The following is a 23,830-nucleotide window of genomic DNA, read 5'->3' as shown; positions in this document are numbered from 1 at the left end:
TAAAGCCATAAAGTTTTCATTATTCTATGTTAAACTTTCTGTATTACACCATCGTCTGCAAAATGCAGCCTTTTTGCTGCACACCACTCTCTGAGATCCGCAATTAGGACAAACTAATTTATCATGCTTATAATTTATTTCATAAATTTCTCCACAGTCCATACACTTGAATTTACAATGATTTGTAGTATAATATCCTCCACTGATTCTTATAGCCTTCCCTTCTGTTAGTGCCATTGCAATCTTTTTTCTAGCACTGTCAATTATATTTTGAAAGGTTTGGCGGGATATTTCCATTTTTTCAGCACATTCTTCTTGATTCAGTTCTTCTATATCCTTAAGCCTCATCGCTTCAAGTTCTTCTACCTTTAAAACTATTTCTTCAGTTTCACATTTAGGTTTTCCCCATGGTACAAAATAATCATCTTTTGGAAAAAACTCAACTTTTCTAAATTTAGTTGGTCTTGGCATTTTCATCCTCCCTGCATTTATTGCATAATCCAATTAGCATTATATCAGCATCAGATACAATTAAATTATTTTCCTTTTCAATTTTACTATTTAATTTCAAATAGTAAAGCTTTAAAGATTTATTATCTATATCTATTATACTATTACATTTAACACATTTAAAATGTATATGCAGGGGTTTTCCACTAAATATTTTCATTTCATAATAATTTGTACCATTTATATTTATTTCTTTTATTATATTTAATTTGCTAAATACTTTCAAACTCCTATAGACTGTAGCAATGCCAACAGAATACTTTTTAACATCCTTACTTATTTCTTCAGCACTTAAATGAATATTAGATTTAATTAAAGTTTTTAGTATATATTCCTTTTGTCTTGTAAACATATATCCGCTATCTTCAATCATTTTTTTTAAAAAAATTAAATCTTTCTCCATTTAATTCTCCTTAATATTAATCTTCACAATGGCCTTCATGCTGATGTTCTGTACAAACACTTCCTGTGGATTTTAAATCTCCCTTTACATACTGCTGCACTAAATCATCACAATTACCGCTTGCTCCAACAACTACTTTTATTCCATTTTCCTTAAACAATTCTTGAGCTGTTTCTCCCATACCACCTGCAATAATAACATTTATTCCTAAATCCTTTAAAAATACTGGCAAAAATCCTGGTCTATGTCCTGGGTTTTGAACAAATTTTTTCTTTAAAGCTTTTCCTTCCTCAACTTCATAAGTAGTAAAACCTCCACAATGACCAAAATGTCCACTTACTAATTTTCCTTCACTTGCAATTGCTATTTTCATTTTATATTCCTCCTAGAATTCATTTATATTTTTAATAAATAATGGCTTTTATATTATTCCACATATGTTCTATTGCCTTTCTAGCTTCACTATTTTCATAACAAATTATAGGCTTTAGTTCATTAATGGATTTCATAACCATATCATCATAAGGTATTTTTCCTACTACCTTAAAACCTTTTTCAGTACAAAAGTTTTCAATTTCTTTTGCTATTTCTTCATTAATATCATATTTATTGATACATACCAATGCAGGAATCTCAAAATGCTGACAAAGAGACATTACTCTTATAAAATCCTCCATACCTGACTTTGTAGGCTCTGTAACTATTAAAGCAAAATCACAACCTGTTATTGATGAAATAACTGAACATCCTATACCAGGAGAACCATCTGTTATAATCAAATTGGATTTCTTATTAAACATACCTTTAAAGCTATTTATTAATGAATTACCACTCTCTAAATCCTTTTTATTAAATTCTCTACCATTTTTTCTTAATATGCTAATAAGTTTTCCTGAACCTTCACTTCCAATTTCCATTTTTGCTCTAGACAGTATTCCTTTTGACGTTTTTGTTATGAATACATCTGCACTTTTCTCATATGATAGCTTAACAGCCTTTTCAGGACAAACAATAGTACAAGCTCCGCAGCCCTCACATTTATAAATATTTACTTGATTATTATCTATAGCATCAAAATTACAATGATTTTCACATACTCCACACTGAGTACAAAGAGTTTTATCTATTACAGCTTTTTTATCTCCAAAAAAATCTTCCTTATGTAAATCCTCACCTTCATAAAACAAATAGAAATTTGGAGCATCCACATCACAATCCACTCTTATAGCATCCTTAGTAAGCTCTGACAAAGCAACAGCAACTGTAGTTTTTCTTGTTCCTCCTTTTCCACTTAATACTGCAATATTCAAATTCTCATCCTCCTTATGGATTATTGATCCATTTTATTATGTGATGGACCTACAAGCTTTATTTCATCTAATTCATTATTCTTTAATTTCTTCAAAGCGGATTTTATAGCAATATTTCCACACTTATATGCTTTAATTCCTGATTCTTCAATAATTTTAAAAGCATTAGGCCCAAGACTTCCTGTAATTATCACATCTATCTTTTCATTCAATTAATTGCTGAGATGCTGCTATTCCTGCTGCTCCATTTGCAATTTGACCCTTATTATCAACAACTTTAAAATCTCCATTTTCACTGTCATGGATTTGAAAAAATTCACATCTTCCAAATCTCATGTCAAGTAAACTTTCAATATCCTTTCCTGTAGCAGAAACTGCAATTTTCATCTATTTTTCCTCCTCTAATTTTTTTAAAATATTTGTTACTATTGGATTAAACAACTCCTCTAAGCCTTCACTTGAATTTTCACATCCACAGCTTGATAAGTTGCAAATTTCGCTAACCATTGGTAATTCACCAAGAAGCTCTAAATCAGATTCTTCTAAAAATCTATCTATACCATCTCCACTAAATAGCTTTATCTTTTTATTACAATCTGGACATACTATGTAGCTCATGTTTTCTACAACACCTAAAACTTTAATATCCATTTTTCTTGCCATATTTATAGCTTTGGAAACAATCATTGAAACTAAATCCTGTGGTACAGATACCATTACAAGTCCACTAATAGGAATAGATTGCATAACAGTTAATGCTACATCTCCTGTTCCTGGAGGCATATCAATTATCAAATAATCTAGTTGTTCCCAAAGTACATCAGTCCAAAATTGCTTAACTGCTCCTGAAATTACTGGACCTCTCCATATTACTGGTTGATTTTCATCTTCAATTAGTAAATTTAATGACATAACTTTTATTTTATCTTCTGTTTCCACTGGATATATGATTTCATCTCTAACTTCTGCATTTTTTCCTTTTAATCCAAGTAATCTTGGTACACTTGGTCCTGTTATATCAGCATCCAAAATTCCCACTTTATATCCTAACTTTCTCAATTGTTTGGCAATCATCACTGATATAGTAGATTTTCCAACTCCACCTTTACCACTCATAACTCCTATAACATTTTTAATACTATTCATTGGATTATTTTCTATCATGCACTTTTCCTTATCTTTGCTGCATGAATCACCTGATGGACATGAATTACAATTTGACATAATTCCCACTTCCTATCTGTTATTATTGGCATTTGCTAATTACATATTACATCAGCTTTTTATCATTGTCAAATGCCAATAATAAAAAAATAAAATGCCTTTAGAAAAATCACAGGATTATTTCTAAAGACATTTTTAAAATAAATAATAATAACTTTTATATTAATTAAAAAAACTACTCATAATTAATGATGATGATTACCACCACAACTATCTGTTCCATCATAACTTCTAATTAATTTTAATGATCTTTTTTCCACTAATTCAAGAACTTTTTCAACTGAATAGTCAGCACCCAAAAACCTTGTTACTCCAGCATCTGCTAAAATATCAAATGCTGCTTTTTCTATATCACCCGTAATCAGCACCTCACAATCATACTGCAATATATCATCAGCAAGATTCTTAGGGTATGAATCCTGAAACAATTCATCATTTTTTATAACTGTAATATTTAAATCATTCATATCAATAATCAGTAAATACAAACATTTTTCAAATTTTCCAGACACTTTACTACTTAAATTTTCTCCATCTGCCGCTATTGCAATATTCATCTTTTTACCTCGCTTCATTCATATAAATATAGAATTTTGCTAATTAAGTTTCTCTACTATTTTGAACAAGAACAAAATCTTTCAAGCTTCATTAAAGCTGCTGCACCTGCAAGAGTAGTTCCGAAAAATATAGTTGGTTTATCAATCAAAACATTGGTTATTGTTTTATTAGCTACAGTACTGCCTGTAGCAACCACAATATCACACCAATCCAAAAGATCATCAATTGATTTGCTTCCATCTTCAATCATTACTTTATATTTAACTTTTCCTATATTATTCTTATCTAGATCCACAATTCTTACCTTATAATTTTTACTCAAATTTTCTAACATAGCTGGCTGAAATCCTATTAATGCAATCTTAGGACTGTCATATTTATTTTTTATGTATTCTACTAACTCCAAAGCACAGCTTTCTGGTTCTCCATCTTTACAGTGTACTGTATTGTTTGTCATTCCTAAATATCTGCATACAGCATTTAAAGTGGCAATATACACAGCTGTATCAAAATTTGTGTTAAGCGGCATTTCAATTATTTGTTTTAAATTTCCTAGGAAATTATTCGGCATATCTGTAAAAGCTTGTCCTTTAACGTTTTTAAAATCTCTCTGCATATTCATATTGAAGTCTATCAACTTTTCTATAACAATTTCATTATTTATATAACTTATTTTTATAGTATCCATCTGAAAGATATAGTGCCCCTATAGGATTATGTGCAAGTACTCTATCTTTAACTGCAAAAACAGTTATTGGTGCATCAGAATATTTTATAAATAATGAATCGTGACCTACACATAATCCTAAAATAATATTTAAATCAGTTTTAGCATTATTTAGAAAAATAGCTTGTCCTATAGGATTGCACATTGCTTCATAAGTGCCAGGTCTTACCTTCTCACTATCCTTAATATTTAAAAATTCTTTAGGTATACTTCCATTTTTACACACTACTGATTCGATGTGGAATCCATTGTGTTTTAATATTGTACACAACATTTTTGCTTCATTACTTAATCCTACACAAAAAGCTACACCTAATTTTTTAAAGTTACATTTGTTAGCAAAATCCATTATCTCTTCAAGCCTTGTTTTTTTGCAATATCCTTCTGCTTCAACTAACACTGAATTATGTGCTAATTTATAATTTTCATCTTCAGAATATAACTTTTTTATTTTCTCTTGCTCCTCTTTTTCATTACAAGGACAATTAACAGGTAATTTTTTAAGTTCTCCTTTTTTACAATAATGTTCGCTACACATAGCACAGGTATACATATTACCACCCCAATCCTTCTTCATTTTATTTTAAAAATCAATTGCACCCTTAAGAAAGCCTTTTCAAAATAGTGTGTTAGATAATTAACATAATTATTTAACACACTATTTACTTTATATAAGTATAATTATAGCATATGCTAACTATATATCAATTTGTATTTTATGAAATATTGCTAAATCACTTTCTATTTAACAAATAAGGGGCTATATGCCCCTTATTATTAGATAGAAAGTAAACACTATTTTTTATTATTGTTCTCATAATTATCATCAAACAAATCATCAAGTGGTGCCAAGTGAATTTCATCAAAATCTACATGACCAGCTGGTATTTTCGCAATTTTAGGATCAGAAATAAATATGTTATCGAGGTCAGTTATTGGATTTTTATCTGTATCATTTTTATCTCTCATAATATCGCCTCCAATAATATTATGAGAAAGAATTTTTAAAATATGTATAATTAAAAATTGTATAAAATCATAAGTCTGTTAATATTATTGCATATGATTTAAATGCTAAAGCTCCTTTTAAAATTGTTGCAGAATCCGTTGGATATACACTGTGTGCATACCTGTTATTTCCAGTTGATAGAAATCACTTTTCACTCACAATTTATAGTTACAAGTTTAAATACAAAAAATCAAGCTGCAATGCAATCATACTTTTACAACTTGATTTTCCAACATGTATTATTATTTTAAAATTTATAGCGCCAATTAATTACTTTTTTCTTTATTAGCAAAACAAAAAACATAAATGCCTATAAAGAATATAAATACACAAATAAATTGTGAAGTTGATAAAAATCCAATATTACCTCTTGGATCTCCTCTAAATATTTCGATAATAAATCTTCCTATACTGTATAAAATCATATAAAGTCCTGATACTTGTCCTTTTCTTTTAGATTTTGATGCATAATAAAGAAGTATACCTGCTATTATAAAATCTCCAGCACTTGAAAAAAGTTGTGTAGGTATTAATGGAACTCCATTTGGAGCATATAACGAATTTTGAAATACTATACCTAAAATGCTATCCGTTTCCCTTCCATAGCAGCAACCTGTTTCAAAACATCCTATTCTTCCAAAACCTTGGGCTAATGCAATTGATGGTATTATTAAATCTAAATATCCCCAAAAATCTAAGTTCTTTTTTTTACAATATATATACCCTGTTAAAACGCCTCCCATTATACCTCCATAAACTACAAAGCCACTAGTTAATGTTTGAAAAATGTATTTAGGATCATGAATTATACTTTGAAATTCTACTATCCAAAATAAAAGTTTGGATCCGATAAAACCTCCTATTATTCCATATATGCCTAAGTCTATAATTACATCCTCATTAAAGCCTAATTTCTTTGCTCTACATATTGATAGCAGTAATGCTACTACTATACCTATGGCTATCATAAACCCATAAGTGTATACAGTAATTGAACCAAATTTAAATAGTATTGGATGCATTCTTATGTTCTCCTTTTCACATCTCGTGTACTTTCCTAGTAAAATTCATTGATAGTTTTAACTATGAAACTTCATCAAACTGCATATTATATAAGGACGCATATATTCCATCTTTACTAAGAAGCTGCTGATGAGTTCCTGATTCCTCTATTCCATCCTCTGTAAGTACTAATATTTTATCTGCATTTTTTATAGTACTTAACCTATGCGCTATAACTATAGTAGTTCTATTTTTAGAAAGTTCATCTAAAGATCTTTGTATAAAGTATTCACTTTCATTATCTAATGCAGAAGTTGCTTCATCTAGAATAAGTATAGGCGGATTCTTTAAAAAAGCTCTTGCTATGGATATTCTCTGCTTTTGACCACCTGAAAGCTTTACCCCTCTTTCTCCAACAAAGGTATCATACCCATCCTCTAAACTCATTATAAAATCATGAGCATTAGCTCTTTTAGCTGCTTTTACTATTTCTTCAAAAGAAGCACCTGGTTTTCCATAGGCTATGTTTTCTTTTATAGATCCTGCAAACATATATACATCCTGCTGCACTATACCTATAACTTTTCTTAATGACTTTAGTTTTATATTTTTAATGTTTACGCCATCTATACTTATACTTCCTTCAGTAGCTTCGTAAAATCTAGGTATAAGACTGCAAAATGTAGTCTTTCCTCCACCTGAAGGACCTACTAGTGCTATATTTTTACCTGACTCTATATTTATACTTATATTATTTAAAATATTACTGTCATCACTATATCCAAAGGATACATCTTTAAACTCTATTTCTCCCTTTGGATTTTCAAGTTCAACAGCATTAGGCTCATCCTGTATATCTGGCTCAGTATTCATTACTTCTAAAAATCTCTCAAAACCTGTAATTCCTCTTTGAAACTGTTCAGTAAAGTTTACAAGTTTGTCTATAGGATTTAAAAATACATTTATATAAAGTATATAAACAACTAGATCCGAAACCTTTAGACCACCGTTACCTATAAATACTCCTCCTAACAATATTACAGACAAATATAATATTCCTTGAAAAAAACCATTTCCACTAAAGAATCTTCCCATTATAAAATAACCAGCTTCTTTAGTTTCTAAAAATTCCATATTTCCTTTTTGGAACTTGGATTTTTCAACACCTTCATTAGAAAAAGATTTTACCACCCTTATACCTGAAAGACTATCCTGAATTTGAGCATTTACATTTGCAATTTTTTCTCTATTTTTTTTGAATATATATTTCATCCTCTTGTTATAAAAATAAGAAAAATATATCATTACCAAAGTTACAAAGAATAATATTATAGTTATTTTAGTATTAATACTTAAAAGCACTATAAAAGATCCAAGTATTTTTAACATAGATATAAATATATCTTCTGGACCATGATGTGCTAATTCTGATATATCAAACAAATCTGTAATAATTCTAGACATTAACTTTCCTGTATTTGTATTATCATAATATGAAAAGGAAAGTTTCTGCAAATGATTAAATATATCACTTCTCATATTTGCTTCCATTTTAGCTCCCATTATGTGTCCCCAGGAAGTTATATAGTATTGACAAAAATATCTTATTACATAAGTTAAAAATAAGCCTAACCCTATAAATATCACATAATGAAGTAATTTTACACCATCTTTTAAAGTATATACATCATTTAGAAGATACCTTACCACAAGCGGAAAAGCCAAATCTATAGCTGATAAAGTAAGCGCACAAAACATGTCCATAAAAAACATACCCTTGTAGGGTTTGTAATAGCCAATAAACTTTTTTATTATACTCATATTTTCCCCCCTTATAATAATTAATAATTTTAAATTATTGACTGCTTAAAATCAATGCAAAAATATAGTACATTTTCAAACTTACTACTGTAAAATTTTTTTAATTAAAAGTTTAGATATCCTTTTTCCATTGCATTTACTTACTATAAAGTCATAGTCTTTATAAGTAACTTTGCCTCCAACCTGAGGAGGTAATTCAACTTTTGAATACACCCATCCACCAATAGTATCAATATTTTCTGTTTCCATAGGAATATCTAAAAGATCTTCAATATCATCTAAAATCACTTTACCATCTACAATATAACTTCCATCATTAAGTAATTGAATTTCCTCTAAGCCCTCATCAAACTCATCCTGAATTTCTCCAACAATTTCTTCTAAAATATCCTCAATAGTTACCAATCCTGAAGTACCACCATATTCATCAATTATTATTGCCATGTGTTCCTTTTCCTTTTTAAACTTCTTAAATAAAACACTAATAGATGTAGATTCAGGCACTGATAATATACTTCTAGTAATTTTTTCTATGCTCTGTTCTTTACCTTCGATTTTCTGTTTATATAAATCTTTTATATGTATGAAACCTACAACTTCATCCTTACTGTTTTCACAAACAGGGTATCTGGTTAATTGCTCCTTCATAACAACCTCTAAAATTTCATCAAAGGAATCTTCTTTAAAAATACATACCATATCAGTTCTTGGAATCATTATATCTTTTACTGTTTTTTCAGAAAAATCAAAAATATTATCCACAAAAGTTAGCTCTGTTTTATCTATTAATCCATGTTTATAGCTTTCTTCTGCTAACAGCTTAATTTCTTCATCAGTATGTGCTACTTCATGTTCCTCAGTAAGAGAAATATTAAATATACCTAAAATGAAATTAGTACTATGATTAAATAACCATATTATTGGATAAGTTATTTTGTAAAAAAATATAAGGGGTGCAGCAGTAAATAATGCTATTTTTTCAGTATTTATAATTGCTAAAGATTTAGGTGCAAGTTCTCCAAGTACAATATGAAATCCTGTTATTATTGTAAAACCTATTATAAAAGCTATTGAATGCATAGCAACCTCTGATAGGTTAAACAACTTAAAAAGCGGCATAATCATTTTAGCTATTGAAGGTTCTCCTATCCAACCTAATCCTAAAGATGCTAAGGTTATCCCTAATTGACATGCTGACAAATAGGAATTTAAATTATTAACGATATTTTTAGCATATTTTGCACCTGCATTTCCTTGTGACAATAAAGTTTCTATTCTGGATTTTCTAACCTTAACCATAGAAAATTCTGCCGCTACAAAAAATCCATTCATAAACACAAGAAAAAATATAATAAAAACATTAAGTAACATTATCATGTACTAATTTCCCCTTTCATTGCTTCACTTAATAAGTAAATGTATTATATCATAAATTTAGTATATATAAATCCTAACTTTAGAATTATTTTAAAATAAAAAAATAAATTATCCTTTGAAATCTTTATATGATATTTTCAAGTAAACTATAAAATAAGGATTCAGTACTAAATTAATTTGATGCTCAGTACTAAATCCCTTTTGTGTTAATTCATTAAGGCCCTAATATAATTCTTTCATAAATTTTAACTTTTTAAACAACTTATTATTCTAATTTTCTATTGTATTGTTTTATTAAACATTTTACATAAATTTTAAAAGTATTATTAAAATTTAAAGCAATTATCTAATAATTTTCTATACTTAATACAAAAATATATATTGGCAGCAATACAAATACTCAGTATACTATAATAAAGGAATCAAAATATTGTAAATTTATATAAGAGGAGATGATGAAAATTAATAGTTTAAATTATTTTAACAATAGAGAAGATTGTAAAAAACTCTTAGATAGTTTTGATTTTGAATACTTTATACCTTATTTGCATGATTGGGAAGGATTTAATAGGTATACTGTTCACCTTAATGAAAAATGTACAGAAGTAATATATTGCTCCTTGGATTTAGTTATAGATGGAATAGTTAAAGATTCTTTTCCTTTTTTTGACGTTGAAAACTTGAAAGTAAAAAATAAAGAGGGAATATTAGTAAACGCTTTTTATCTTGCTCAAGCAGGGGAATCCATAAGAAGATATGTACGAGGGAAATAGTATTTAATCCTATTCTTAAATGTAGAAATTTCTATTCGAACATAAACAAAATTTTTAGTATTAGATTTGATTTGACTACGACCACCTAATTAGATCAAGAAGTCCTAAGATAAATATCATAAAAGATGATTAATTTAAATAGACCATGTTATCTCCTTATAATCTATTAAGATTCCATATAACATGATCTATTTTAATGTACTTTTTCAGGTTATAAACTTATCAGTACAAATAGTTATGCTCTTTGTATATTTAAATGAAAGTAAATTAAAAAAGATATGAAGCTCAAAATAGGTACTTCTATAATAAACTATTTAGCAATCTTTGTTATTTGAAACATACTATCTAAAACCTGCCAATTTTGTGGGAACGGTTTTGCTAATACCCAATAACTAACCCCTCTAAGACCATACCTGTTAACTAAATTGTACTTCGCCTGAACACTTCTAGCATCTTCAAACCATACTACATGTTCTACTCCTTTTTCATCTCTGTAGTTATAGAACGGTGATTGTGATTTTTGATCATATTTTATTATTGCACCATATTTTCCTGCCCTATCTATTGCCTCTTGATTTCCTATACTTTCAGCAAATTCTCCACCTGGAGTATAAGGAAGAGACCAATCATAACCATACAATGCCATTCCCATCATTATCTTTTTAGGTGGCATAACAGATACTGCATAATCAATTACTTTCTTAACTTCATTTATTGGAGCTACGGCCATAGGTGGGCCTCCTGACCATCCCCATTCATAGGTCATAATTATTGCAAAATCCACTATTTGTCCTAGAGTTTTATAGTCATGAGCTCCATGCCAGGCTCCAGCCGTAACATCATAGGTTTTTGGTGCTAGTGCAGTAGCTACAAGATAATTTTGGGCATGAAGTTCAGCAGTTAATTTTCTCATAAAATTGTTATACGATGTTCTATTTTCTGGAGAAATTCTTTCAAAATCTATTATTACTCCATAATAACCTTTACTTTTTAATGTACTAAGTATGTTATCTATTAAATTTCTTTGAGCACTATTGCTGTTTAAAATATCATTAATAAGTGTAGTATCGAAATTTTTTTCAGACAAATTGGTAACAGAAAGCATTGGTGCTACATTATTAGCTTTAGCTGCTTTTAATACAGCTTCATCATCTATACTTTTTAGACTTCCATTAGGCTGGACATGATAGCTAAAAGGTGCAATATAAGTTAAATATTTTCCTGCTTCATTTACTCTCTGTGTATCTTTTTCCGGGGTAGAAGGTTGTATAAAAGCATTTACCTGTATAGGACCATAATTTTTTTCCTTCATAGGAATTCTTATTATACGTCCCGGATAAACCCCATAAGGACTTGAAATATTATTTAATCTTATAATACTTCCTTCAGAAACTCCAAATTTTCTTGATATAGACCATATAGTATCTCCCATTTTCACTCTATACGCTTTTTCTGTTGTTGGAATTACAAGTGTTTGCCCTACAACTAATTTAGCAGATGACTCTAAACCATTTGTATCAATAATGTCTTGAGGTTTTAACCCATAAATTCTAGATATAGACCATATGGAATCTCCTGGTCTAACTATATATATTCTCAATGTATCTCCTTCTATATTAATTACTGCTAATAATCATTATATTCCATACTTTTATTTAAGTTCTTATTTTCTGCAATATAACTTACTACAATTTAAATAAGCATTGGTATCTTTTCCAATGCTTATTTACTATAATTATTGTGGATATTTTCCATTAAAACATCCTTTACATAAATTTTGTTTCCCATCAAAAAGTTCACAAAATTCTTCTAAACTTAAATATTCTAAGGTAGTAGCTCCTATCTCTTTTCTTATTTCCTCTATACTTTTAGCTGCTGCTATAAGTTCCTTATTTCTTCCTGTATCAATACCTAAATGACAGCAACATTTTATAGGAGGTGATGCAATTCTAAAATGAACTTCTTTGGCTCCATTTTCAAATAAAATTTTAACGACTTTTTTGCTGCTAGTTCCCCTAACTATGGAATCATCTATAACTATTACTTTTTTTCCTCTTACTTCATTAAGTAAAGGATTTAATTTTATGTCTATCATACTTTCTCTTAAATTTTTATGAGGAAGTATGAAACTTCTCACCGCATATCTATTTTTTATAAAACCTAATCCATAAGGAATTCCAGAAGTTTTTGAATAGCCTATAGCTGCTGGTATACCTGAATCAGGTACACCAACAACTATATCTCCTTCTATAGCATGATTTTCATATAACTTTTTTCCTGCATTAATTCTAGATTCATATACACTTATACCATCTATAATACTATCTTCTCTAGCAAAATATATATATTCAAATGAACACAACCCATAATTTTTTTTATTAAAAATATTAACACTTTCTACTAATTCATTATTTATAATAATCATTTCTCCAGGATTAACATCTCTTATAAATTGTATTTTTAGAGAAGATAGAGCACAGCTTTCTGAGCTTACAACATAATTATCATTTAACTTTCCTATACATAATGGTCTTATACCTAAAGGATCTCTTACTGCTATTAAAGTATCTTTAATAGAAAAAATTAGAGAATAGGAACCTTTTAAATATTTTAATGCATTAATAAACTTTTCTTTTATTTCTACATGTGACTCCATTTCCAAAAGCTTTAAAATCACTTCTGAATCAGAAGTAGTTTTAAAAACAGCACCTTGATCTTTTAATTTTTCTTTAAGCTCTTCTGCATTAGTTATATTTCCATTATGAGCAACAGCAATTTGTCCTTCATTAAATTTCTCACAAATTGGCTGGGCATTAACTTTATCACTACTACCTGTGGTAGAATAACGCACATGTCCTATAGATATTTTTCCTTTAAGATCCTGTAATTTTTCTACATTAAATACCTGAGAAACTAATCCCATATCTTTATAGCAGTTAATCTGTTTTCCATTTGAAATTGCTATTCCTGCACTTTCCTGTCCCCTATGTTGAAGAGCTGAAAGACCATAATACATAATATTCCCCAAAGGAATACTGTTGCTAGAAAATATACCAAAAACTCCACAAGCCTCTTTTAGTTTATCTTCTTTAATTTTTTTAAGCGTGCACATTAATCATCATCTCTTAAAACATTTAAATTTTTTCCTTCCATAACCTTGTTCATGTTTCTAACAGCACACATCTTCCCACACATAGTACATGTATGTTCATCTTCCGGCTTTGATTCTTCCCTATATCTTCTTGCCTTTTCTGGATCTATAGATAAATCAAATATTTTTTCCCAATTTAGCTCTCTTCTAGCTTTACTCATAGCATTGTCTAAGTCTCTTGCGCCTTTTATTCCCTTGGCAATATCTCCTGCGTGAGCTGCAATTTTTGCGGCTATAATTCCTTCCTTCATATCATCTAAGTTTGGAAGTCTTAAATGCTCTGCTGGAGTTACATAACATAAGAAATCCGCTCCTGAAGATGCAGCTATTGCTCCTCCTATAGCTGATGTAATATGATCATAACCTGGAGCTATATCTGTAACTAAAGGTCCTAATACGTAAAATGGCGCATTATGACACAATTTTTTTTCTAACTGCATATTTGCTTTTATTTCGTCTAAACTCATATGTCCTGGCCCTTCTATCATAACTTGTACATTTCTCTTCCAAGCTCTTTTTGCAAGCTCTCCTAAAGTCATAAGCTCTTTAATCTGTGAAGCATCTGTAGAATCTTTTATAGCCCCTGGTCTGCAAGCATCTCCTAAACTTATAGTTACATCATATTTTTCACATATATCTAAAACTTTATCAAAATACTCATAAAAAGGGTTTTCTTTTCCGTTTAATTCCATCCATGCGTATATTAAGGCTCCTCCTCTGGATACAATGTTCATAAGTCTTTCATTTCTCTTAAAAACTGCTGCAGTTTCCCTATTTATGCCTGCATGAATAGTCATAAAATCCACACCATTTTGTGCATGTTTTTCAATTACTCCTAAAAGTTCTTCTTCAGTTATATCTTTTAATTCTTTATCGTAAAATCCTACTGCATCATACATAGGCACTGTACCTATCATAGCAGGTGACATTTCTACTAATTTAGTTCTAAATTCTTCAGTTTTTCCAAAGCAGCTTAAATCCATTATGGCTTCTGCTTTCATTTCTAAAGCTACCTTAACTTTTTCTAATTCATCATCTACACAATTACAATCTTTTGAAATTCCTAAATTTACATTTATTTTAGTTTTAAGTCCTTGTCCTACACCTTCTGGATCTAATATCTTATGATTTTTATTAGCTGGTATTACAATTGCTCCTTGGGCAACTAATTCCATTAATTGTGATGGTTCTATATTTTCTTTAGCAGCCACCTTTTCCATTTCCTTTGTAACTATACCTTTTTTAGCAGCATCCATTTGTGTTGTGTAATTCACATTAAACATCTCCTTTAATATATTTTTTGAATATCCTATATCAAATTTCTATGCTATACGCATCATACAAGACTTGGATTCACTCATAATTATTACGTTAAATAAGTAATCATCTTAAAACTATAAATTTAAAATATCTGCTTAAATAAAAAAGGAAGATTTTTCATCTCCCTCATATTGATCCTCATATAATAAAAAAATATACAACCTTATAAAGTTGTATTTTAAAACTATATAAAGCACTTTCCTACGTTGGAATTATCCAAATCAGGTATGAGGGTCAGAACTAACAGTTCTATCTCAGCCTATAAATATAGGCCCCCCTAGTATTATTTAATTTTACGTATAAAGTGTACCACACCTGGTTAATTTTTGCAACTATGCATTCCTATATTTAATATATAATACATAAAATAACTTTAAATGAAATTTTTATTTGATATTTTTAGATTTTACACCTGATTACTATTGAAGTTTGTAAAATTACATTATAAAATAAGTTGAAACAAGTTTTCATCAAAAATAAAATTTATGAGGAATTTAACATGAATAATTTTATAATAATTACAGATTCTTGCTGTGATTTACCACTAGACTATATTAGTACTTTAGAAATACCTTATGTTAGCTTAACTTGCAGCTGTAGGGGTACGGAGGTATTGGATGATTTTGGTACAAGCTACCCTTTTAAAGACTTTTATGAAGATATGAGAAGAGGCGAAATACCTAAAACATCTCAACCAAGTAGCCATGCTTTCTATACTTCTTTTAAAGAAATTTTAGAACAAAAAAAAGATATCCTTTACATTGGTGTCTCTAGTGGCTTAAGTGGAACTACTAATAGTGCCCACATAGCTAAGAATATGCTAGAAGAAGAATATCCTGATTCAGAGATTCATATAGTTGATATTTTAACAGCTTCTCTTGGACAAGGTATTATGGTTTTACAAGCTTACGAAATGCAAAAACAAGGAAAAACTTTAAGTGAAATTATAAATTATCTAGAGAGTACTAAGAATCATCTAAATAGTTACATTATAGTAGATGACATTAATCACTTAAAAAGAGGCGGACGAATATCTAGTACTTCTGCTCTTGTTGGCATGTTATTAAATATAAAACCGTTTTTAACTATAAGTAATTTAGGTAAAGTATTACCTATAGGAAAAATTAGAGGTAGAAAAAAAGCTCTAACTGCACTTTTTGAAAAATTTGTTGAAAAGGTAGAAAATCCCGAAGAACAAATTATAGCAATTTCTCATGGCGACTGCATAGAAGATGCTCTATCTTTAAAAGAACTTATATTAAACAAATTTAAAATTAAAGATATAATTATAAACTATGTTGGTCCTGTAGTTGGCACTTACGGTGGACCAGGATCTTTAACCCTATTCTTTTTAGGTAAAGAAAGAGAAACTGATTTAGCTTAGTAATAAAAGGTACTGGTATAATTAAAATTTTACCGGTACTTTTTTTAATTTTTTACAAAACATTTGTTTAAATTTAACATTTATATAATTAATTTTCCTTGCTTTCCACAAATCTACCATAGATGCATTATTGAACTTCTGTTACAATAGAACTCAAATTATGCCGAATCTCTAAAATGAGTACGGGGGAATATATTATTTGGGGTGAATCTTCTTAATAACTTAATAAGAGGTAGGGTAACTCACAGCCCGAACCCGTCAACTAACCTCGGAGGCAAAATGGAGGGATAAACTTTATGATTAATTTTAAAAAAATTAGAAACTTATTAGCTGCTGCATCGTTGTGTTTAATGATAAGTAATCCAGTACAAGCTGCCAGTTATACTGTAGCTTCTGGTGATTCTCTTTACACCATAGGAAAACTTTTCAATACAACAGCTAACACTATCATGAAAGATAATAATCTTACCAGCACAACAATATATCCTGGCAAGGTACTTACTGTGCCTGGATACATCTACACAATAAAAAGCGGAGACAGTTTATATCTAATATGCCAAAGATATGGCATATCTATTTCTTCTTTGAGACAAGCTAATAATAAATGGGACAACTATTTAAATATTGGAGATAAGCTTATTCTACCAGGTGTAACTGCAACAAATACAAATTCTACAGCAGTTTCTACTACAAATAATTCCTATACAGCAAATGATTTAGATCTTCTTTCAAGACTTATAATGGCTGAAGCCCAAGGTGAACCTTATAATGCTAAAGTAGCTGTAGGTGCTGTAGTATTAAATAGAGTTAAAGATTCACGTTTTCCTAACAGTATATATTCTGTAATATATCAAAAATCTGATGGATATTATCAATTTACTCCAGTTGTAAATGGATGGATTGACAGATCTGCATCAGCAGAATGTGTACAAGCTGCCAGGGATGCTCTTAATGGCACTGATCCATCTAATGGAGCTGCTTACTATTTTGATTATAGTACTACTAATCAGTGGCTTTGGTCCAAGCCATTAGCTGCTAGAATTGGTAAACTAGTATTTGTTTATTAATAATCAGTTAAAGCTGTTTATTTTTTAAACTCTTCATTTCAACACAATTGATAAAACACTATTAGTCCATTGTACTTCAATAAACTAATAGTGTTTATTTTTAATTGTGAAACTTTATCCGATGCCCATATACCTTAATACTCCCCCTTTTATGAAATTGGGAGTTAACATCAGCTACACCTTTGGATAATTCATCTAAACTCAGTAGAAGAAACAAGCCTTCACTAAATATATATTTAGCATTTGTAATTCTTAACTCTTTACTTTTGTTTTATTAATCCTATTTTTATCACTTTACATCCCCTGCTTAATTTTATTATATGAGCAAACTTAAAAGTTGCCACAGAAATTTTTGATTCATTTTTATTGTAAAATTGCAAAATTGTATTTAATTTTCTACATCTTTTAGATGATAATTTTATTTACATTTTTCTTGTTTAGTTATATTATATATGTATAGCAGTTTATTACTGAAAATATCTTACATTTAAAATATTTAGAAAATATTTTAAATTGAAAAGGGGCCTTTGATGTGGATTTAAATTATATAGACTTTATGGATTTACACAATCATACAATTTGGTCAGATGGAACACATTCTCCAGAAAAAATAATAGAAAACGCTATAGAACACAAATTAACCGCAGTAGGTATATCAGATCATTTTCAAACTGATAAATGTGCTTCCGTGTCTATTCAAAATTTAAATAATTATATAAAAGACTTAGAAAGATTAAAATATAAATACAGAGATAAGATTCAAGTATACTCAGGAATCGAAATATGTATGCATAAAGATTTATGTGATTTAAATAACTTACCCTATGATCACTTTAATAAATTAGATTATGTACTTTTAGAATATATAGATTGTTTTAAAAAAAGCATAAAACTAAACGAAATAGAACAATACACTAAAAACTTAAAATGTAGTATTGGTCTTGCACACACTGATTTACTTCACTTTTATAAAAACTATGGATTAAACTTTTTAATAAATAAATTAAAACGAAATAATTTATTTTGGGAACTTAATGTAAATGAAGGATATGAATATTTTGATGAAATAGTAAGTTCCATAGATTCTTGGAAGACTAAAAGATTATTTAAACATTTAAAAAAGAATGACATAAAAATATCAGTTGGTTCCGATACTCATTGTCTTGACAGTTATAATATAGAAAAACTTAAGATAGCAAATATGTTGTGTAAACACAAATCTATTAAAATTCTAAAATATGATTTTTCTATTTCTAGAGCACTAAAACTTAATAACAGTATAACAAGTCATTATGGTATCTAGGGTATTTATATTAAACATTTATGATATATTTTATCTTAATATTGTAAGATTATTTATTATAAAAATTCAAGTTAGTTTTTATAATAAATAATCTTCTAACTTATGAAGTTTAGAATTTATTTCTAAGCTTTTTTGGTCTTTTTATACATAAGTTGTAATGATATAATAATAAAACCTAGAATATTTTTATCCCATTGTTACCACATAATTACTTGATATGCTATAAAATTTTTAATTATTTAAAATTGCTTGTTACATGGATTTTACTATTTACTAATTATCACAGATAAGACTTTTTATTTTAAAATACCAATTAAACATTTGTAAAATCTGTATAAATTTATTTAACTTAGGAGGTTAGTTTTTTTGGAATACATATTTGGTAAGAAAAATAAAGGTAAAGAAACTTTTATATACAATGATGGGAAGGCTGAGGCATTCTTAAATACTTATAATATGAAAATAGGTCAAAATAAATCATTCAGTAATAAATTATTAAAGCGTTTAACTAAAGAAAATTTAATCTCCAGATCCGTAAGATGTGTATACCTTGTAGATAATTTCATAATAAAAACCTCGTCAGATGCTACCTGCTCAAGACTACCATTAGGCGCAGACCAATGTCTTAATGAATTTAATATATTTCACTCAAATGATGAACGGCTTAAAGTTTTTAAAGATATTCTCTGTCCTGTATATGCTATATATGAAAGTAGGTATATATATATAACAGTACACAAACGCCTAACAGCTTTATGTACAAATAGCAACTCCAATGAAACCATCTATAGTTATCTAAAAAAGGGGCTTAGATTTAGAAATGAAGATACCTTTTTTTATACTCTTGAAAAATTCAAAAAACTTTGGGTAACAGATTCAGTAGAATTACAAAATGAATACTGCAAATTAAGTACTTTTGGATATGACGAAAATAGAAATTTACTCTTACTTGATTATGGAATGTTATAGTAATAATAATTTTATATATATTTAATTTTTTGCATTATATCAATAAATTGTTTTTATTGTCGTATTTACATTTATACTTTTTTATTTAAAAACTACACTAAACAATGAAAAATATGATATGATAATATATAATATAAATTTTTTATCCAATGGCTACCATTCGTAATATTCCCACTATAGGTTTGGAATATTAGAACTATTTGACTTCTGCGATTTAGAATTTTTATGCTGTGCATAACGGCTGATACGCCCCTGGATAAGTTCTTCTACGACTCAAATGTAGAAAGGTATTCCTCATAAGTAAGCCTCATATGAGTCTAAAAATCACTTGATACTTAGTAATTTTAAAATTGTAGGTTCATGAATTAATTAGGCTGTTACGCTTTAGTACATTTGGTATTTGTGATGGGAGGGAAATATCTTGAAAAAAGATATTATTAAAACATGGACAAGGAACTAGAAAGGTTAATGAATAGTTATGGAGATGATGTACTAAGGATTGCTTACATGTATCTTAAAGATAAATATTTAGCAGAGGATGTTTTTCAAGAAGTATTTATAAAGATTTATAAAAACTTTTCTAAATTCGAAAAAAAAAGCAGCGAGAAAACTTGGATTATGAGTATTACTATAAATGCTTGTAAGGATATATTAAGAAATGCTTGGTTTAAAAAGGTGTTTACGTTGGATGATAGCAATAATTTTTCATTAACAAATCGTTATGTAGACATAGACGTAGATGATAAAGTTATTAACTCAATCCAATATGAAAAATTATTAAGCGAAGTTATGAATTTACCTCGTAAATATAAAGAACCTATACTACTTTATTATTATGAGGAACTATCTACTGCAGATATAAGTAAAATTCTAAAGATACCAGAAGCAACAATCCGAAGTAGACTTTTTCGAGCTAGAAAAATGTTAAAAATTAATATAGATGGGAAGATTGAATATGAAGGATAATATGGATAATTTTAAAGAAACCTCAAATTTGATCCTGAAAGATATTTATGCTAATGATGAATTAAAAAAATTGACCTTAGAAAAATGCAAAACTCAAAAGAAGAGCAGAATAAAACCCATAATCGCCACAGCGGCTTCTGCAGCTTTTTTAATAATTGGATTTACATATAATTACTTTTTCAACAATTTAATTACTGCCCATAATTATATAAATAGCGATGAGCAAAAATATAAAAATCCTGCAAACAATGATAAAGTTAAAGAAGCCTTAAAAACAGATGATAGCAAGAACTTAGCTAAACCAACAAGTAATTCTTCAAATGATAAAAATGATAAATCCGAAACATCATCAACTGGTAAAGCAAATATTGCATCATCAAAAAATAGTAATAGCACTAATAATATAGCTTCTAATACTTCGAAAACAGATAGTAGTATAAGTGAATCTTTTAAAAATTCAACTGATGTTTCTTCAAACAAAAATTTAGCCCAAAATTCTTTAGTTGAAGGTGAAAACAATAAAGAATCCTCTAATGGATTTCGTGGTTTAGCTGCGTTACACAAAAACTTGGATATGTCAACTGCTGAAAAGTATTTTGAAAGCAGCATTATAACTCCATCTTATGTTCCAGAAGGATTTAACCTTACCGATATATCCATTCCGGATACAAAATTGAAGTGCATTAAATTAAATTACAGCTCAGGTTCCTCATACTTTCAAATATATGAAAGTAAAAATTTATCTAATGTAGAGGGTGCTAAAGTTGTACCTATTAAAAATAATAAAGCTTACATCAATTATTCTAAAGATAGTAAGTCTATAACTACTACACAAATAACCTGGATCATGAATAATATTCAATATGATTTATCAAGCACTTTGCCAGAAGATGTATTAATAAATATAGCTAAATCTATTAATTAAAAAAACATAAAAATTCTTGAAACATTTTTGACTGTAGATACGTCTAATTTAATATACGGAGGAAGTTCTATATATTTTATTATTTTAGTAGGGTATTAAATTATGCCCTATTAAAATAACGCTTCACAATTTAAGATTTTTAAGACATAATTTCATATTTAATTAACTAAAGCAATACGTTCAGGGAGGTCTCATTTATGAGAAAAAAATTTTTAATATCCATGTGCATTACTTTCTCAATAGGGTTAGTATGCACACCAATTAAAGCCAAAGCTCAGGTTTTAGCTTCAAGTTGTTTTGCATCAAATCCTACTTCTATAACTTATAATAGTTCTAATTTCAATGCTGTATCTGAAAGTCAAGCTCCTAATGAGTTACTAAAAAAAGTAGAACTCTATAAAAATAATGAGGGCTTTGTTTCTTATAGCGATCCTACTTCTAATAAATCATATATAGCTATTATGAGAGGCGAAAAAACTACTACTGGTTATGGAATTACTGTAAAAAGTGTATCGAATTCTGATGGAAAAATAAATGTACTCGTTGAAGAAACTAATCCTGATAAGAATTCTGTACTATCACAAGTTGTAACTTATCCTTATACTATAATCGAAACAGATATTCCTTCATGTGACATAGCTGTAAAAAATTCTAATGGTAAAAATTACAGCTATTATGATATAGAAAGAAGTTTGCCGCCTATAATTGGAATATCATGGGCTTCTGGAAATTTAAAAAACATCTATAAAGAAAATAATTTTATATTTTTGCAAATTGAAAATTCTAATGGGGTATCACAATTCTTCTATCTTAATGACAATGATGATGGAAAGAATAAAATTAAAGATTTAAAATTAGACAGTAATGTTACTATAAAATACGCACTAGGAACCCCTCAGAAATATAAAAATAATTCTTCTTTCCCTTTGACTGAAATAATGTTACCTGTTGATAAATCATCCTTTACCGATAAAAATTGGAAAGACTTAGGTTATTTTAAAAACTCAGATAAAAATATGCAGTGGACATTATCCTATGATAATGAACTTATGAAGGAAAACATAAACAATTCAAATATATATGTAGTTGACAGCAATGGAACTATAATTCCTACTCAAGCTTCTTTAACAGATGATAAAAAATCTATAAGAGTTACTCCACTGAAACCTTATACCGCAGGAGAAACTTACTATTTATTTATAGCAACTGATGTAACTTCTAATATTAAAGTTTCCAATCAGGGTTTTAGAATGCAATTTCAAGTATCTGTTCAATAAAAAATAGTACTTATATTATTTATAAGTACTACTTTTTTTCTTATTAATTTAAATATGGTAGCTTGTACCAAAACCATTGAGATTATCAAACGATATTACCTGTAACGCTCCCACCAATTTTTAAGTAGAATTTATCGCTGATATGCCTCTATAGATAAGTTGTTCTAAGACTCAAATAAGGAGTATTCCTTATAAGTAAACTTCCCTTAAGTATAATAATCACTTTATTTTACTCCTGTTGATCCAAATCCACCTTCAGATCGTTCAGTTTCAGATAATTGCTGCACTTTTATTATATTAACTTTAAGTACAGGCTTAACTACCATTTGAGCTATTTTCATGTTCTTTTCAACCTTAAATGGTAACTTGCCATGATTGATAAGTATTATACCAATTTCTCCCCTATATCCTTCATCTATAGTGCCTGGTGTGTTTAAAACTGTTATAGAATGTTTAAGTGCTAGTCCACTTCTTGGTCTAACCTGTGCTTCTGTATTTCTTGGGAGTTCTATTTTTATACCTGTATGAATAAGTGCAGTTTCTGATGGAGGTATAATAACTTCTTCTATAGAAAATAAATCCATACCTGCATCGCCATCATGGGCATACTGTGGAAGCTTTGCTGTTTCGTTAATTTTTGTAATTTTTAATTGTATTGTACTTTCTTTCATCATAGTATCTCCTTTTAATAGTACTTAATTTATATACATTTTTAAACTCATAGATTTTAATTAATAGCTATCTTACTAAAAAT

At 28.7% G+C, this 23,830-nt stretch carries 24 protein-coding genes, 1 pseudogene and 2 riboswitches; of the genes and pseudogenes, 8 read left to right on the top strand and 17 right to left on the bottom strand.

The window, feature by feature from the left end; all coding sequences use genetic code 11:
* Nucleotides 1–24: 24 nt before the first annotated feature.
* From HBE96_RS24545 to HBE96_RS24480, 13 genes and pseudogenes are all read right to left on the bottom strand, one after another.
* Nucleotides 25–471 (bottom strand): DUF134 domain-containing protein, encoded by a 447-nt coding sequence (locus tag HBE96_RS24545; RefSeq protein ID WP_169300340.1) that lies wholly within the window; start codon nucleotides 469–471, stop codon nucleotides 25–27.
* Nucleotides 455–913, bottom strand: coding sequence for a Fur family transcriptional regulator (locus tag HBE96_RS24540; RefSeq protein WP_169300339.1), 459 nt, complete (start codon nucleotides 911–913; stop codon nucleotides 455–457). Before HBE96_RS24540 ends, HBE96_RS24545 begins: the two co-directional genes overlap by 17 nt.
* Nucleotides 914–929: 16 nt before the next feature.
* On the bottom strand, nucleotides 930–1,286 hold the full coding sequence (locus tag HBE96_RS24535; RefSeq protein WP_169300338.1) for a NifB/NifX family molybdenum-iron cluster-binding protein: 357 nt from the start codon (nucleotides 1,284–1,286) through the stop codon (nucleotides 930–932).
* Between the two features lie 31 nt (nucleotides 1,287–1,317).
* Nucleotides 1,318–2,223, bottom strand: coding sequence for an ATP-binding protein (locus HBE96_RS24530; protein ID WP_169300337.1), 906 nt, complete (start codon nucleotides 2,221–2,223; stop codon nucleotides 1,318–1,320).
* A gap of 20 nt (nucleotides 2,224–2,243) precedes the next feature.
* Nucleotides 2,244–2,610 (bottom strand): annotated as a pseudogene (locus HBE96_RS24525) (NifB/NifX family molybdenum-iron cluster-binding protein).
* A complete protein-coding gene (locus HBE96_RS24520) occupies nucleotides 2,611–3,447 on the bottom strand; it encodes an Mrp/NBP35 family ATP-binding protein (protein ID WP_169300336.1) in 837 nt (278 codons plus the stop codon).
* A 185-nt stretch (nucleotides 3,448–3,632) separates the two neighbouring features.
* Nucleotides 3,633–4,004 carry a NifB/NifX family molybdenum-iron cluster-binding protein gene (locus HBE96_RS24515; RefSeq protein ID WP_169300335.1) on the bottom strand — a complete coding sequence of 124 codons (372 nt, stop codon included), beginning with the start codon at nucleotides 4,002–4,004 and terminating at the stop codon, nucleotides 3,633–3,635.
* Nucleotides 4,005–4,060: 56 nt separating this feature from the next.
* Nucleotides 4,061–4,693 (bottom strand): Rossmann-like domain-containing protein, encoded by a 633-nt coding sequence (locus HBE96_RS24510; protein ID WP_243187059.1) that lies wholly within the window; start codon nucleotides 4,691–4,693, stop codon nucleotides 4,061–4,063.
* Nucleotides 4,662–5,285: a DUF1847 domain-containing protein gene (locus HBE96_RS24505; protein ID WP_169300405.1), complete on the bottom strand. Its 624-nt coding sequence runs from the start codon at nucleotides 5,283–5,285 to the stop codon at nucleotides 4,662–4,664. Before HBE96_RS24505 ends, HBE96_RS24510 begins: the two co-directional genes overlap by 32 nt.
* Before the next feature lie 242 nt (nucleotides 5,286–5,527).
* The gene (locus HBE96_RS24500) at nucleotides 5,528–5,701 is read right to left on the bottom strand and encodes a hypothetical protein (protein WP_169300334.1); all 174 of its coding nucleotides are present in this window, start codon (nucleotides 5,699–5,701) and stop codon (nucleotides 5,528–5,530) included.
* Nucleotides 5,702–6,007: 306 nt separating this feature from the next.
* On the bottom strand, nucleotides 6,008–6,763 hold the full coding sequence (locus HBE96_RS24490) for a prolipoprotein diacylglyceryl transferase (protein WP_169300333.1): 756 nt from the start codon (nucleotides 6,761–6,763) through the stop codon (nucleotides 6,008–6,010).
* A 61-nt stretch (nucleotides 6,764–6,824) separates the two neighbouring features.
* Entirely contained in the window at nucleotides 6,825–8,564 is a 1,740-nt protein-coding gene (locus tag HBE96_RS24485) for an ABC transporter ATP-binding protein (protein ID WP_169300332.1), read from the bottom strand.
* An 84-nt stretch (nucleotides 8,565–8,648) separates the two neighbouring features.
* Nucleotides 8,649–9,941, bottom strand: coding sequence for a hemolysin family protein (locus tag HBE96_RS24480; RefSeq protein WP_169300331.1), 1,293 nt, complete (start codon nucleotides 9,939–9,941; stop codon nucleotides 8,649–8,651).
* 455 nt (nucleotides 9,942–10,396) lie between these two features.
* Between HBE96_RS24480 and HBE96_RS24475 the strand changes: the two genes are divergently transcribed.
* Nucleotides 10,397–10,714: a hypothetical protein gene (locus tag HBE96_RS24475; protein ID WP_243187058.1), complete on the top strand. Its 318-nt coding sequence runs from the start codon at nucleotides 10,397–10,399 to the stop codon at nucleotides 10,712–10,714.
* A gap of 310 nt (nucleotides 10,715–11,024) precedes the next feature.
* Here HBE96_RS24475 and HBE96_RS24470 read toward each other — a convergent pair whose 3' ends face one another.
* The 3 genes from HBE96_RS24470 to thiC all read right to left on the bottom strand — a co-directional run bounded on the left by HBE96_RS24470 (nucleotide 11,025) and on the right by thiC (nucleotide 15,139).
* Entirely contained in the window at nucleotides 11,025–12,314 is a 1,290-nt protein-coding gene (locus HBE96_RS24470; protein WP_169300329.1) for a glycoside hydrolase family 18 protein, read from the bottom strand.
* Nucleotides 12,315–12,449: 135 nt separating this feature from the next.
* The gene (gene purF, locus HBE96_RS24465) at nucleotides 12,450–13,826 is read right to left on the bottom strand and encodes an amidophosphoribosyltransferase (RefSeq protein ID WP_169300328.1); all 1,377 of its coding nucleotides are present in this window, start codon (nucleotides 13,824–13,826) and stop codon (nucleotides 12,450–12,452) included.
* Entirely contained in the window at nucleotides 13,826–15,139 is a 1,314-nt protein-coding gene (gene thiC / locus HBE96_RS24460; RefSeq protein WP_169300327.1) for a phosphomethylpyrimidine synthase ThiC, read from the bottom strand. Before thiC ends, purF begins: the two co-directional genes overlap by 1 nt.
* A 227-nt stretch (nucleotides 15,140–15,366) precedes the next feature.
* A riboswitch (TPP riboswitch) is annotated at nucleotides 15,367–15,474 on the bottom strand.
* Between the two features lie 210 nt (nucleotides 15,475–15,684).
* On the opposite strand from thiC, the gene HBE96_RS24455 reads away from it, so the two are divergent.
* The 7 genes from HBE96_RS24455 (at nucleotide 15,685) to HBE96_RS24425 (ending at nucleotide 23,076) form a co-directional block, all read left to right on the top strand.
* A complete protein-coding gene (locus HBE96_RS24455; protein ID WP_169300326.1) occupies nucleotides 15,685–16,569 on the top strand; it encodes a DegV family protein in 885 nt (294 codons plus the stop codon).
* 151 nt (nucleotides 16,570–16,720) lie between these two features.
* A riboswitch (cyclic di-AMP (ydaO/yuaA leader) is annotated at nucleotides 16,721–16,861 on the top strand.
* A 4-nt stretch (nucleotides 16,862–16,865) separates the two neighbouring features.
* Nucleotides 16,866–17,636: a cell wall hydrolase gene (locus HBE96_RS24450; protein ID WP_169300325.1), complete on the top strand. Its 771-nt coding sequence runs from the start codon at nucleotides 16,866–16,868 to the stop codon at nucleotides 17,634–17,636.
* A 532-nt stretch (nucleotides 17,637–18,168) separates the two neighbouring features.
* On the top strand, nucleotides 18,169–18,939 hold the full coding sequence (locus HBE96_RS24445) for a CpsB/CapC family capsule biosynthesis tyrosine phosphatase (RefSeq protein ID WP_169300324.1): 771 nt from the start codon (nucleotides 18,169–18,171) through the stop codon (nucleotides 18,937–18,939).
* Between the two features lie 366 nt (nucleotides 18,940–19,305).
* Nucleotides 19,306–19,908, top strand: a complete 603-nt coding sequence (locus HBE96_RS24440; protein WP_243187057.1) for a hypothetical protein — start codon at nucleotides 19,306–19,308, stop codon at nucleotides 19,906–19,908.
* A 444-nt stretch (nucleotides 19,909–20,352) separates the two neighbouring features.
* Nucleotides 20,353–20,874, top strand: a complete 522-nt coding sequence (locus tag HBE96_RS24435) for a sigma-70 family RNA polymerase sigma factor (RefSeq protein ID WP_169300323.1) — start codon at nucleotides 20,353–20,355, stop codon at nucleotides 20,872–20,874.
* Entirely contained in the window at nucleotides 20,864–21,799 is a 936-nt protein-coding gene (locus HBE96_RS24430) for a DUF4367 domain-containing protein (RefSeq protein ID WP_169300322.1), read from the top strand. Before HBE96_RS24435 ends, HBE96_RS24430 begins: the two co-directional genes overlap by 11 nt.
* Before the next feature lie 197 nt (nucleotides 21,800–21,996).
* Nucleotides 21,997–23,076 carry a protease complex subunit PrcB family protein gene (locus HBE96_RS24425; RefSeq protein ID WP_243187056.1) on the top strand — a complete coding sequence of 360 codons (1,080 nt, stop codon included), beginning with the start codon at nucleotides 21,997–21,999 and terminating at the stop codon, nucleotides 23,074–23,076.
* A 224-nt stretch (nucleotides 23,077–23,300) separates the two neighbouring features.
* Here HBE96_RS24425 and dut read toward each other — a convergent pair whose 3' ends face one another.
* Nucleotides 23,301–23,747: a dUTP diphosphatase gene (gene dut, locus HBE96_RS24420; protein WP_169300321.1), complete on the bottom strand. Its 447-nt coding sequence runs from the start codon at nucleotides 23,745–23,747 to the stop codon at nucleotides 23,301–23,303.
* Nucleotides 23,748–23,830 lie beyond the last annotated feature (83 nt).

The organism is Clostridium muellerianum, from assembly GCF_012926525.1.
Classification (GTDB): domain Bacteria; phylum Bacillota; class Clostridia; order Clostridiales; family Clostridiaceae; genus Clostridium_AM; species Clostridium_AM muellerianum.
Note: the sequence above shows the minus strand (reverse complement) of the source record. Positions and strands in the feature narration are given on the sequence as shown.

Coding starts and splice junctions, on each gene's coding strand:
- HBE96_RS24435 (WP_169300323.1), top strand. CDS start 20,353: ATGGACAAGGAACTAGAAAGGTTAATGAATAGTTATGGAGATGATGTA.
- HBE96_RS24475 (WP_243187058.1), top strand. CDS start 10,397: ATGAAAATTAATAGTTTAAATTATTTTAACAATAGAGAAGATTGTAAA.
- HBE96_RS24535 (WP_169300338.1), bottom strand. CDS start 1,286: ATGAAAATAGCAATTGCAAGTGAAGGAAAATTAGTAAGTGGACATTTT.
- HBE96_RS24485 (WP_169300332.1), bottom strand. CDS start 8,564: ATGAGTATAATAAAAAAGTTTATTGGCTATTACAAACCCTACAAGGGT.
- HBE96_RS24425 (WP_243187056.1), top strand. CDS start 21,997: ATGAGAAAAAAATTTTTAATATCCATGTGCATTACTTTCTCAATAGGG.
- HBE96_RS24480 (WP_169300331.1), bottom strand. CDS start 9,941: ATGATAATGTTACTTAATGTTTTTATTATATTTTTTCTTGTGTTTATG.
- HBE96_RS24455 (WP_169300326.1), top strand. CDS start 15,685: ATGAATAATTTTATAATAATTACAGATTCTTGCTGTGATTTACCACTA.
- HBE96_RS24515 (WP_169300335.1), bottom strand. CDS start 4,004: ATGAATATTGCAATAGCGGCAGATGGAGAAAATTTAAGTAGTAAAGTG.
- HBE96_RS24510 (WP_243187059.1), bottom strand. CDS start 4,693: ATGGATACTATAAAAATAAGTTATATAAATAATGAAATTGTTATAGAA.
- purF (WP_169300328.1), bottom strand. CDS start 13,826: ATGTGCACGCTTAAAAAAATTAAAGAAGATAAACTAAAAGAGGCTTGT.
- dut (WP_169300321.1), bottom strand. CDS start 23,747: ATGAAAGAAAGTACAATACAATTAAAAATTACAAAAATTAACGAAACA.
- HBE96_RS24520 (WP_169300336.1), bottom strand. CDS start 3,447: ATGTCAAATTGTAATTCATGTCCATCAGGTGATTCATGCAGCAAAGAT.
- HBE96_RS24540 (WP_169300339.1), bottom strand. CDS start 913: ATGGAGAAAGATTTAATTTTTTTAAAAAAAATGATTGAAGATAGCGGA.
- HBE96_RS24450 (WP_169300325.1), top strand. CDS start 16,866: ATGATTAATTTTAAAAAAATTAGAAACTTATTAGCTGCTGCATCGTTG.
- HBE96_RS24490 (WP_169300333.1), bottom strand. CDS start 6,763: ATGCATCCAATACTATTTAAATTTGGTTCAATTACTGTATACACTTAT.
- HBE96_RS24505 (WP_169300405.1), bottom strand. CDS start 5,285: ATGTATACCTGTGCTATGTGTAGCGAACATTATTGTAAAAAAGGAGAA.
- HBE96_RS24430 (WP_169300322.1), top strand. CDS start 20,864: ATGAAGGATAATATGGATAATTTTAAAGAAACCTCAAATTTGATCCTG.
- HBE96_RS24500 (WP_169300334.1), bottom strand. CDS start 5,701: ATGAGAGATAAAAATGATACAGATAAAAATCCAATAACTGACCTCGAT.
- HBE96_RS24545 (WP_169300340.1), bottom strand. CDS start 471: ATGCCAAGACCAACTAAATTTAGAAAAGTTGAGTTTTTTCCAAAAGAT.